This is a genomic window from Mycobacterium sp. AZCC_0083, from assembly GCF_014202335.1.
In the GTDB taxonomy this organism is placed as follows: Bacteria; Actinomycetota; Actinomycetes; order Mycobacteriales; family Mycobacteriaceae; genus Mycobacterium.
This window is the reverse complement of record NZ_JACHGP010000004.1, coordinates 522,334-533,803: the sequence shown is the minus strand read 5'-3', so window position 1 is coordinate 533,803 and position 11,470 is coordinate 522,334. Positions and strand designations below refer to the sequence as shown.

Sequence of the window (11,470 nt, the reverse complement as noted above, 5' to 3'; positions counted from 1 at the left end):
TCCCGACTCCGAAGAGCTACAGCGGGTGGCCGTCGGCGTAGGCCGTGGCCCAGTCGCGGACCGTGCGCGCGTACTGGTCGGACAGGTTGTAGGCGCGCAGCGCGTCCATCCAGCCGCGCGGTTTCGCGAGGTCCTTGCCGCGCCAGCACAGGTAACCTGCCGCCGACAGCGCCGCGTCGTCGATGTTGTCGGGGCTGATCACACCGTCGTTGTTGGCGTCGACGCCGTACAGCCGCCACGTCTCGGGGATGAACTGCATGGGACCCATCGCCCTGTCCAGGGTGGGATCGCCGTCGAGCTTGCCGCCGTCGGTGTCGGGGATCTGCATGTTGCCGAGGGACCCGTCCAGCCGGACCCCGCGGATGGGTGGGGTGACGTTCCCGTTCGGCGCGACGACGGCCCCGCGGTAGGTGCCGTGATGGCTCTCCACCATCCCGATGCCGGCCAGCGTGGTCCAGGCCAGATGACAGCTCGGGTTCTCCACCTGCGCTACCCGAGCCGCGTAGGCATAGGCCTCCAGTGCGGCGACCGGGATGCCGAGGGCCGGTGCACGCTGCGCCGCCCAGGCATGGAGTTGATTGGCGGGTCGGCCCTTGGCGTGCGTGTCGATCTCGGGCACCGGATCGCCCGATGGCGGCGGCACCCCCTCGGGTATGGGGGTGCCGACCTGCCACGAACAGCTCGATGCCATGAGCAGGGCCGTTGCGCATATGACTACGACCGCCCGCAGCCAACGCACTGGCAACACCGGACTCCCTCGACCGACTCGGATTACGGCCATCGTCCCACGCGCAGGGACTGCTCTCGCGTCGCGCCGCGGAGGTGTGAAAAACGCCCGGGTGCGCTGCTAAGGTCAGCCATACCTATCATTGGCTAGCCAATGCTATGTACGCGAAAGGAACAGCAAAGGATGACTGCCGTCGGGGACATGTCGGTGTCGGTTCTCGCTGTGGGCGCCAGCGTTTCCTCGCAACTGTTCGGCAGCGGGCTGATCGGCCTGCGTGAGGGCCTCGAGACCGCGATCGTCGTCACCATCCTGATCGCGTTTCTGGTCAAGTCGGACCGGCGCGACGCCCTGAAGTGGGTCTGGTTCGGCGTCGCCGCCGCCATCGTGATGACGATCGCGGTGTTCCTCGTCATCCAGTTCGGCGAGAACACGATCTCCGGTTTGGCCGCCGAGGCCATCGCGGGCGTCGCGTCGCTGGTCGCCGTCGCGATCGTCACGACCATGGTGCTCTGGATGAAGAAGGCCTCCGCCACGATCTCCGGTGCGCTGCGCGGCGACATGGCGCGGGCGCTCGAGACGGGCGGGCTGGCCGTTCTGACGCTGGCCTTCCTTGCCGTTGGGCGCGAGGGCGTCGAGACGGCGCTGTTCATGGTCGGCTACGCGGAAGCCGACACCCTGTGGCCGCTTGTCGGCCTCGTCGTCGGCGTGCTGATCGCGATCGCGATCGCCTACGGCATGTACGTGGGCGCGGTGCGGATCAACCTGGCAAAGTTCTTCTCGTACACCGGCACGTTCCTTGTCATCGTCGCCGCGGGCATCCTGTCCTACGGGATCGGTGCCCTGCAGACGGTGGGCTGGCTGCCCGGCCTTGCCAATAAGGCCTTCGACATCACGTCCTGGTTCAACTGGTCGGCCTGGTACGGCGAGGCCATCCAGGGCATCTTCAACGTGACTCCGACGCCGACCGTCCTGCAGTTGGCCCTGTGGCTGGCCTACCTCGTCATCGTGCTGGCGCTGTTCCTGCGCCCGATCCGCAAGCCCGCCACACCGAACGACACTTCTCCCTCTGGGCCCCCCGACACCTCCCCCTCCAGCTCCAGTCCGACCCCCGAACCGGAGCCTTCTACCGCACCCGAAAGGTCGACTACGTGAACATCTCTCCCTTGCCTGCCAAGGCGGGCCTCGCTGCGGTCGCGGCGCTGCTGGCCGGCATCTCGCTGACCAGCTGCACCGCCAAGGAGCCGGAGGCCACCCCGAGCACCGACGGCGGCAAGGCCGGACCCGCCCATATCACGGTGGCCGCCTCCGACACCGAGTGCAAGCTCTCGGGCACCGAGGCGGCCACGGGACCAAGCACGTTCGTCATCTCCAACAACGGCACCAAGGTGCAGGAGTTCTACGTCTACGGCGAGGGTGAACGGGTGATGGGCGAGGTGGAGAACATCTCCCCCGGACTGGAACGCAAGCTCATCGTGCAACTCGGCGAGCCCGGCACCTACCAGACCGCGTGCAAGCCCGGCATGGTCGGCGACGGCATCCGCACCGAGTTCAAGGTCACCGGCGACACCGTCAAGATCGACGACGAGGGCAAGTTCAAAGAGGCGTCCGAGAGCTACAAGCGGTACGTGAACAGCCAGACCGACGCACTCATCGCAGCGACGCAGGTGTTCGTCGACGCGGTGAAGAAGGGCGATGTCCCCGCTGCCAAGGCGCAGTTCCCGCTCGCCCGCACCTACTACGAGCGCATCGAACCGGTGGCCGAATCGTTCCCCAACGACCTCGATCCCCGCATCGACCTTCGCGAGGCCGATCTGGAGCCCGGACAGAAGTGGACCGGTTTCCATGTGCTGGAGAAGCAGTTGTGGGTCACCGGTCTGCAGCCGGACGCCAATGCGCTCGCCGACCAGCTGGCGGCCGACGTCAAGGAACTCGACAACGGCGTCAAGGCCCCCGAATACAAGATCGACTCCACCCAGATCGCCGGCGGCGCACAGGGTCTGCTCGACGAAATCTCCAAGAGCAAGATCACTGGTGAAGAGGACATCTTCAGCCACACCGACCTGTGGGACTTCAAGGCCAACGTCGAGGGCAGCCAGACCGCCGTCGCTTCGGTGCGGCCGATCGTCGACGAGCGCAACGCCGAACTCGGCAAGAAGGTGGACCAGAGGTTCACCGAGGTTGAGGCGCTGCTCGAGAAGTACCGTGAGGGTGACGGATTCGTCTCCTACGACAAGGTGACCGAGCCGCAGCGCCAGGAGCTGTCGCGTGCGGTCGACGCGTTGTCAAAGGAAGTAAGTCAGGTGCAGGGTGTCATCGCACCCCAATAGCCCGCCCAATGGCACGGAAACCCCCGCGGTAGAACCGGATTCAGCTCGCCGGGGACTGTCAAGGCGCAAGCTGTTCGGCGCCGCGGGGGTGACTGCCGCCGTGGTCGGTGCGGCGGGTGCCGGTACCCTCGCGGGCCGGGCGTCCGCATCGAGCACCGACCTCGGTGGGCTGGACCAAGCGGTTCCGTTCCGCGGTGAGCGGCAGGCAGGCATCATCACGCCCCAGCAGGACCGGATGCATTTCTGTTCGTTCGACGTCACGACCAACGACCGCGACGAAGTCATCGAACTGCTCAAGCAGTGGACCCAGATGGCAGAGCGGATGACGCAAGGCCACGACGCGTATCCGGACGGTGCGGTCGGCGGCAATCCCTATGCGCCGCCGGAGGATACGGGCGAGGCGCTGGGATTGCCTCCTTCGGCGTTGACGCTGACCATCGGGTTCGGCCCGTCGTTCTTCACCAAGGACGGCAAGGACAGGTTCGGCATCGCCTCACGGCGTCCAGCCGGCCTCGCCGATCTGCCGAAGTTCACCAACGAGATCCTCGACCCCGTCAAGTGCGGTGGCGACATCGCCATCCAGGCATGCGCGCACGACCCGCAGGTGGCGGTGCACGCCGTTCGCAATCTGGCCCGCGTCGGGTTCGGCACCGTCGCGGTGAAGTACTCACAACTCGGGTTCGGCCGCACGTCCTCGACCACGCGTGAACAGTCAACGCCGCGAAACATGCTCGGGTTCAAGGACGGAACGAACAACCTCAAGGCCGAGGACACCGACGCACTCGACAAGAACGTATGGGTGGCCAAGGGCGACGGACCGGACTGGTTGGCCGGCGGCAGCTACCTGGTGACGCGACGCATTCGCAATCGCATCGAGGCGTGGGACCGGACGTCGCTGCTCGAGCAGGAGCGAGTGATCGGACGGCAGAAGGGCAGCGGCGCACCCAACGGGCTGGTTCAGGAGTTCGAGCAACCCAACTTCGACCTGGTGGACGACAAGAACACCCCACTGATCGACGTCGACGCGCACGTGCGGCTCGTCAACCCCGATCACGTGGGTGGGGTCAAGATGCTCCGCCGCGGCTACAACTTCACCGACGGTTCCGATGGTTTCGGCCACCTCGATGCGGGGCTGTTCTTCATCGCGTTCGTCCGAAGTCCAACCACGAACTTCATCCCGGTGCTGGCGCAGATGTCGGGCGATGCGCTCAACGAGTACATCTTCCACACCGGCACAGCCGTTTTCGCGTGCCCACCCGGGTTGCGCGAGGGTGATTCGTCGGCCTACTGGGGCTCGACGCTCTTCTCCTGATCAGGCTGCTCGGGCTCGTCGGCGGCCTCGTCTGAGTCTTCGGACTCGTCCGAGGCTTCGGGCTCTTCCGGCTCTTCGGAATCCTCCGAGGCTTCCGGCTCGACTGGCTCGTCATCGTCGGCTTCGAGGGGCTCGGATTCATCCAGCTCGGGCACGGGCTCCACCTCGGGCTCGACCGTGGGCCAGTGCGCGCGCCACTCCTCCTCGGTGACGACACCGAGCTGCGAGATGTCGAGTACCTCGGGCACGTCATCGGGCCGACGGCTGGCGGCAACGGCGTGCTCGACCTTGCGGACGGTGTCCATGAACTCCAACGTCGCCGAGCGCAAGGTGTTCTCGGCGTCATCACCGAGCGACACAACGATCGACGTCATCGCATCCGGGATCAGATCCACCGGCAGACCCGCCGCGATGACGCGTTGAAACACCTTCTGGGTCAACGCCAGAGCGGGCTGACCGGTCGGCACGTCATCCATGGCCGAGACGGCGCCCTTGTTCCTCTTCTCGTCGGCCTTTCGCTCCTCCCACTGGGCGAGCTGCTCGTCGAGCGAAATCGACTCTCCGGCAAGCACGCTCGGTGCGCGATTGTTCAGCTTGCGCACCAGCGAGTCGGCGACGTCGTCGATGGTGAAGGCGTGCTGCGTCGCGTCCTCGGCGATGCGGGCGTGGAACAGCACCTGCAGCAGGACGTCACCCAACTCCTCGCGCAGTTCACCTGCGTCGCCGCTGCGCACCGCGTCGAACAGCTCGTAGGTCTCTTCGAGCAGGTACCGGCGCAATGAGTCGTGGGTCTGCTCGCTCTCCCACGGACCGGTGGTCCGCAGACGGTCCATCAACGCGACCGCGTCGACGAGCCGGTCACCGCGCTGTGGTCCTGGCGCCGAGATCACCTTCTCGCCGGCCTCGAGACGCGCCCTGACCTTCGGGTGGTTGGGGTCAGAGGACAGCAGCACGGGCGCGTCCTCACCGTCGTACGCCGGTCGCGCCGCAGGCAACGACCACGGCACCTTGACGGGCATCTCCTCGGTGTACTGCACGTCACCTGCGAGCAGCGCAACGGCGTCCACCGGAACGAGCGAAGGACGGCGAGGATCGACCAGGACGACGGTCATCGCGCTCGGCGCTGCTCGTTCATCGGTTCCCTTTGCTCTTCGCGGGGCGCTCTTCCCCACCTCCGGTGAGCTTCGTTATATCAACATCTGCCTGCGGTTTACCATCCAGCGCCAATAGCAAACCGGCCACCACCCGCACCAATTCAAGATCACGAACCCGGGGCGCGCCGATGCCGGTACCCACCCGCGGGATGGGCATCACCACCGTCGACGTGGTCGCACGGAAGGTCGCGCTCGGGTACATCCGCTTGAGCCGAAGTTGCTGGGAGTCCATCAGCGGCAGCGGCGCGATGCGCACGTTCGCCTCCGATATCGAGCTCACCTCGGTGACGTGGTACTCGCGGCACAGTAGCCGCAGCCGGGCCAGTGCGACCAGCCGCTCGGCCGGTTCTGGCAACGGCCCGTACCGGTCGACGAGTTCCTCGACCACTGCGGCGATGCCTGCGTCGTCCGGCGCCGCAGCCAGCCTGCGGTACCCCTCCAGCCTCAGCCGGTCACTGCCGATGTAATCGGGTGGCAGGTGCGCGTCGACCGGCAGATCGATGCGTACGTCCCTCGGTTCCTCAACGGCGGCAACGGTTCCACCGTCCAAAGATGCGGAGTAGGCCGCTCGATATGCTTCCACGGCCTCGCCGACCAGCCGCACGTACAGATCGAAGCCCACACCCGCCACGTGGCCGGACTGCTCGGCGCCGAGCACGTTTCCCGCACCGCGGATCTCGAGGTCCTTCATCGCCACGGCCATGCCCGCGCCCAGCTCGTTGTTCTGCGCGATGGTGGCCAGCCGGTCGTAGGCGGTCTCGGTCAGCGGCACCTCCGGCGGATACAGCATGTAGGCGTAGCCGCGCTCCCGGCTGCGCCCCACCCGGCCTCGCAGCTGATGTAGCTGCGACAGGCCGAACGTGTCGGCACGCTCGACGATCAAGGTGTTCGCGTTGGAGATGTCCAAGCCCGTTTCGACGATCGTGGTGCACACCAGGATGTCGAATTCGCGGTTCCAGAACCCCTCGACTGTGCGTTCCAACACCTCTTCGCCCATCTGCCCATGCGCGACGACGACGCGCGCTTCCGGCACCAGCGCCCTGACCTTGGCGGCCGCGGCGTCGATGGAGCGCACCCGGTTGTGGATGTAGAAGGCCTGACCGTCGCGCAACAACTCGCGCCGCAGCGCCGCGGCCACCTGCTTGTCGTCCTGCGGCCCGACGTAGGTGAGCACCGGAAAGCGCTCCTCGGGCGGGGTGAGGATCGTCGACATCTCACGGATGCCCGCCAGGCTCATCTCCAGCGTGCGCGGGATCGGGGTGGCGCTCATGGTCAGCACGTCGACGTGGGTGCGCATCGACTTGATGTGCTCCTTGTGCTCGACGCCGAACCGCTGCTCCTCGTCGACCACGACCAGGCCGAGGTCCTTCCAGGTGACACCGGTCTGCAGCAGCCGGTGGGTACCGATGACGATGTCGACCGAGCCGTCCTTCATGCCCGCGAGTACGGCGCGCGAGTCGGCCGGGTCGGTGAACCGCGACAACCCCTTCACGGTGACCGGGAAGCCGGCCATTCGCTGGGTGAACGTCTGCAGGTGCTGATCGGCCAGCAGCGTCGTTGGCACCAGGATGGCGACCTGCTTGCCCGCCTGCACCGCCTTGAATGCGGCACGCACCGCGATCTCGGTCTTGCCGTAGCCGACGTCACCGCAGATCACCCGGTCCATCGGGACGGGCTTCTCCATGTCGGACTTGACGTCGTTGATCGCGGTCAGCTGATCGATGGTCTCGGTGAACCCGAACGCGTCCTCCATCTCGGCCTGCCACGGAGTGTCAGGGCCGAACGCGTATCCGGGCGCGGCCTGGCGCTTCGCGTACAACGTCACCAACTCGCTGGCGATCTCCCGCACCGCGCGCCGCGCCTTGGTCTTGGTGTTGGTCCAGTCACTACCGCCGAGCTTGCTCAGCGATGGTTCGGCGCCGCCGACGTAGCGGGACAGCTGATCCAGCGAGTCCATCGGCACGAAGAGCTTGTCCGAACCACCACCGCGTTTGGCCGATGCGTACTCGAGCACCAGGTACTCACGCCGCGCGCCGCCGACGATGCGTTCGGTCATCTCGACGAACCGGCCGATGCCGTGCTGGTCGTGCACCACCAGATCGCCCGCGGTCAGCGCGAGCGGGTCGACGACGTTGCGGCGCTTGGCGGCCAACCGCTTTCCCTCGGTGGCCGCGGCGCGGTTGCCGGTCAGATCGGTCTCGGTGATGATCACGAGGGCGGCACCCGGTAACACGATGCCGTCCCGCAACGGCCCCTTGAGCACCCCGACCACGCCGGGTTTCGGCTCGGCCCCAGGCTCCAAGAGAGCTGCGGGAGTATCGGCTTCGCCCAACTGCTCGACGACGCGCTGCGCGGTGCCTGAGCCTGGGGTGACGACGACGGCGAACCCGCCGGTGGCGACGTGGGCCCGCAACATCGCGAACAGCTCGTCGAGGTCGTGTTGTTGACCGCGCGTCGACGGGGACGGACGGACGTCCACCTCGATGGCCGACTCGCTGCTGAGCTGGCTCAGCGTCCACCACGGATGCCCACTCGCGACGGCGCCGGAGCGGGCCTCCTCGAGATCGCGGAACCCCGACCCACCCAGCTGCTCGATGTCGATGGGCGCGTTCCCGCCCATCGCGGCCACCGACCACGACGCCTCGAGGAACTCGCGGCCGGTCTTGATCAGATCGCCTGCCCTGGTGCGTACCTTCTCCGGGTCGCACACCAGCACCGGGGTGCCTGCGGGCAGATGGTCGTGCAGCAGCGAGAGATCGGTCGGTCGAAGCACGGGCAGCAGCGCCTCCATACCGTCCACCGGGATGCCCTCGGAGAGCTTGGTGAGCATGTCCGCCAGCGTGTCGCCGACCCGGTTCTCCAGGGTCGGTATCTCGGCCGCCAACGCGGCGGCATTCTGGCGCACGTCATCGGTGAGCAGCAGTTCGCGGCACGGCACGGCGACCACGTCGACGACGGCGATCTCCGGGATGGTGCGCTGATCGGCGACGGCGAACATCCGCATCTCGGATACCTCGTCGCCCCAGAACTCGACGCGCACCGGATGCTCGGCGGTGGGCGGGAACACGTCGAGAATGCCGCCGCGGACCGCGAACTCCCCCCGCTTGCCGACCATGTCGACCCGGGTATATGCCAGCGTGACCAGCCGTTCGATGACTGACTCGAATGTCGCCGCCGGAGCGGCTCCGACGGCGAACCCTGGCTGAGCCCCTACCGCAAAACTCACCGGCTCGATCTCGGCCAGGTCGGGCGCCATCGGCTGCAGCAGCGAACGTGCCGCGGTGACCACCACCCGCAGCGGCGGCCCCAGCCGGGCATCGTCGGGATGGGCGAGCCTGCGCAACACCATCATTCGGGCACCGACGGTCTCAACGCCCGGCGACAGCCGTTCGTGCGGCAGCGTCTCCCATGACGGGAAAAGCGTCACCGCATCGCCGAGCACACCGCGCAGTTCGCCGGTCAGGTCATCGGCCTCCCTGCCGGTGGCAGTGACGACGAGCAGCGGGTCCGTCCTGGCCAAGGCGCTTGCGACGAACAGCCGCGAACCGATGGGGCCGACCATGGCCAATTCGGCGGGCCGCTCGGCGGCTCGGTCGATGAGGTCGGTGAAGGTGGGAGCGGTCAGTGCGAGTTCGACGAGCCCCGCAATCGGGGTTTGGGCAGCCGTGTGCCCCACTGCGGTCATGATCTCCCCATTCTATGAGGACGGACAACGTCAAAATTTCGGCGCCCGGCAGTAGGAGACCGTCAAGATTGCCGAACGCCAGGTAAACCGCGCGCACCGTGGAAACCGTGACTCTTCTCGATGTAATGCCGTCGCTCCACCACGCCGCCGCAATGCGCGTCGACCCGGACCTCTGGCCGCTGACCACGCGGGTGGACGTCGAAGGCAGGTTGTGCGTCGGCGGCGTCGCACTCAACGAAATCGCCGATCAGTACGGCACACCGGCTTACATCCTCGACGAGGCCGACTTCCGGTACCGGATCCGCCGCTACCGGGCCGCGCTGCCCGGGGTGCGGATCACCTACGCGGGCAAGGCGCTGCTGACCAAGCAGGTCGCGCGGTGGGTGGCCGACGAGCGTCTTGGCCTCGACGTGTGTTCGCCCGCCGAACTGGCCACCGGCCTGGCAGGCGGCGTGGATCCCCGCAACATCGTCGTGCACGGCAACGCCAAGACCACCGGTGAACTCCGGGCGGCCGCCGATGCGGGCGTTGGCCGCATCGTCATCGACTGCGGCACCGAGATCGCCCTGCTGGCCAGTCAGCTGCGCCACCCGCAGGAAGTCCTGATCCGGGTGGCACCCGGCATCGACATCCATGGCCACGCCGCTGTGACCACCGGCATCGTCGACCAGAAGTTCGGCTTCGCGGTCGCCGAAGGGCAGGCCGCCCTCGCCGTGCGCCGCGTGCTCGATCAGCCGCTGCTCCGGTTGGCCGGGCTGCACTGCCACCTCGGCTCGCAGGTCACCGACCCCGCCCCGTATGGCGAGGCGATCAGGAGAATGGTGTCGCTGATGGCCGACGTCCGCAACCACTACGGCGTGGTGCTCACCGAGCTGAACATCGGCGGCGGCCACGGCGTGCCCTACGTCACCGGTGACGCCGAGCTCGACCTCGAGAAGCTGGCAAGGGTCATCGACGACGCACTCGACCAGGCCTGCGCCACCGAGCGCTTCCCGAGGCCGAAGGTCGCCGTCGAGCCCGGCCGCGCGATAGCCGCCCGCGCCGGGGTGACCTGCTACCGCGTGGTGTCGGTGAAACACCGGCCCGGCGGCCGCACGTTCGTCGCCGTGGACGGCGGCATGGGCGACAACCCGCGGGTGGCTCTCTACGGCGCGCGCTACACGGTGACCGTCGCCAACCGCCATCCCCTTGGCCCGACCCAGACCGTGACCGTCGTCGGCAGGAACTGCGAGGCAGGCGACGTCGTCGCCAACGACGTGCAGTTGCCCGCCGACCTGCATCCCGGTGATCTGCTGGCGGTGGCCTGCACCGGCGCCTACCACCACAGCATGGCGTCGACCTTCAACATGGTCGGACGCCCGCCCGTGGTGGCGGTCCACGACGGACGGCTCCGCGAGCTGGTCCGGCGTGAGACGACGGCCGACCTGCTCCTCCGTGATCTGGGCTGACCTACTCCTGCAACCGCGGATCGGCCTCGAGGTGAGTGAGGCCGTTCCACATCAGGTTGACCAGGTGCGCGGCGACGACTTCCTTCTTGGGCTCCCTGGTGTCCAGCCACCACTGCGCCGTCATCGACACCGAACCCACGAGCGCCTGGGCGTACAGCGGCGCGAGTTCGGGGTCGAGGCCGCGACGGGAGAAGTCGCCGGCAAGGATCGACGCCACCTGCGACACCGCATCGTTGAGAAGGCTGGAATAGGTGCCCGACGCGATGCTGGCCGGCGAGTCGCGGATCAGGATCCGGAAGCCGTCGGTGCGCTCTTCGACGTAGGTCAGAAGAGCCAGCGCCACCCGCTCGACGCGGACCCTTGAGCGGTTGTTGGTCAGCGACGACGTGATGCCGTCGAGGAGGGCCGACATCTCGCGGTCCACCACGACCGCGTACAGACCTTCCTTGCCACCGAAGTGTTCGTAGACGACGGGCTTGGAGACATTGGCGCGCTGGGCGATCTCCTCGATGGACGTGGCGTCGTAACCACGCTCGGCGAACAGCGACTTGGCGATCTCGACGAGTTGCTGACGGCGCTCGGTGCCAGTCATGCGCGCGCGGGGTGCACGCGCTTCCTTCTCCGGTGCGGCCATCGTCTCAATGTAATCCCGGGTCGCTTCGCTCCTGCCCTCCGATGCGTAATCCTCGGAGCTCTCGCCCCACGGGTTCGACTAAAGTCACACCGACAGTCCGTCGTGGTGTAATCGGCAGCACCTCTGATTTTGGTTCAGATAGTTCAGGTTCGAGTCCTGGCGACGGAGCAGTGGAAGGCAGGT

At 67.2% G+C, this 11,470-nt stretch carries 8 protein-coding genes and 1 tRNA gene; 5 read left to right on the top strand and 4 right to left on the bottom strand.

Features of this window, described 5'->3' with window-relative positions; genetic code table 11:
- Nucleotides 1-16 precede the first annotated feature (16 nt).
- On the bottom strand, nt 17-748 hold the full coding sequence (locus HNP02_RS13000) for a lytic murein transglycosylase (protein ID WP_184438833.1): 732 nt from the start codon (nt 746-748) through the stop codon (nt 17-19).
- A 162-nt stretch (nt 749-910) separates the two neighbouring features.
- Here HNP02_RS13000 and efeU point away from each other — a divergent pair, with 162 nt between their 5' ends.
- The 3 genes from efeU to efeB all read left to right on the top strand — a co-directional run bounded on the left by efeU (nt 911) and on the right by efeB (nt 4,366).
- Nucleotides 911-1,879 carry an iron uptake transporter permease EfeU gene (efeU, locus tag HNP02_RS12995; protein ID WP_184438831.1) on the top strand — a complete coding sequence of 323 codons (969 nt, stop codon included), beginning with the start codon at nt 911-913 and terminating at the stop codon, nt 1,877-1,879.
- Nucleotides 1,880-1,881: 2 nt separating this feature from the next.
- A complete protein-coding gene (gene efeO / locus HNP02_RS12990; protein ID WP_375373668.1) occupies nt 1,882-3,054 on the top strand; it encodes an iron uptake system protein EfeO in 1,173 nt (390 codons plus the stop codon).
- Nucleotides 3,055-3,142: 88 nt separating this feature from the next.
- Nucleotides 3,143-4,366, top strand: a complete 1,224-nt coding sequence (gene efeB / locus HNP02_RS12985; RefSeq protein WP_309241530.1) for an iron uptake transporter deferrochelatase/peroxidase subunit — start codon at nt 3,143-3,145, stop codon at nt 4,364-4,366.
- Here efeB and HNP02_RS12980 read toward each other — a convergent pair.
- Both HNP02_RS12980 and mfd read right to left on the bottom strand, forming a co-directional pair.
- Nucleotides 4,339-5,478 (bottom strand): nucleoside triphosphate pyrophosphohydrolase, encoded by a 1,140-nt coding sequence (locus HNP02_RS12980; protein WP_184438825.1) that lies wholly within the window; start codon nt 5,476-5,478, stop codon nt 4,339-4,341. The genes efeB and HNP02_RS12980 overlap by 28 nt on opposite strands.
- A gap of 19 nt (nt 5,479-5,497) precedes the next feature.
- Nucleotides 5,498-9,205, bottom strand: coding sequence for a transcription-repair coupling factor (gene mfd, locus HNP02_RS12975; RefSeq protein ID WP_184438823.1), 3,708 nt, complete (start codon nt 9,203-9,205; stop codon nt 5,498-5,500).
- Nucleotides 9,206-9,312: 107 nt separating this feature from the next.
- Between mfd and lysA the strand changes: the two genes are divergently transcribed.
- Entirely contained in the window at nt 9,313-10,653 is a 1,341-nt protein-coding gene (gene lysA, locus HNP02_RS12970) for a diaminopimelate decarboxylase (RefSeq protein WP_184438821.1), read from the top strand.
- Between the two features lies 1 nt (nt 10,654).
- On the opposite strand, the gene HNP02_RS12965 is transcribed toward lysA, so the two are convergent.
- Complete coding sequence (locus tag HNP02_RS12965) at nt 10,655-11,245, bottom strand: TetR/AcrR family transcriptional regulator (RefSeq protein ID WP_184438997.1); 591 nt, start codon at nt 11,243-11,245, stop codon at nt 10,655-10,657.
- A gap of 138 nt (nt 11,246-11,383) precedes the next feature.
- Between HNP02_RS12965 and HNP02_RS12960 the strand changes: the two genes are divergently transcribed.
- A tRNA-Gln gene (locus HNP02_RS12960) sits at nt 11,384-11,455 on the top strand.
- The last annotated feature ends 15 nt before the right edge of the window (nt 11,456-11,470 follow it).

Bases quoted from the DNA above. Each gene is read 5' to 3' on its own strand.
- HNP02_RS12965 (WP_184438997.1), bottom strand. From the start codon at position 11,245: ATGACTGGCACCGAGCGCCGTCAGCAACTCGTCGAGATCGCCAAGTCG.
- HNP02_RS12980 (WP_184438825.1), bottom strand. From the start codon at position 5,478: ATGACCGTCGTCCTGGTCGATCCTCGCCGTCCTTCGCTCGTTCCGGTG.
- mfd (WP_184438823.1), bottom strand. From the start codon at position 9,205: ATGACCGCAGTGGGGCACACGGCTGCCCAAACCCCGATTGCGGGGCTC.
- efeU (WP_184438831.1), top strand. From the start codon at position 911: ATGACTGCCGTCGGGGACATGTCGGTGTCGGTTCTCGCTGTGGGCGCC.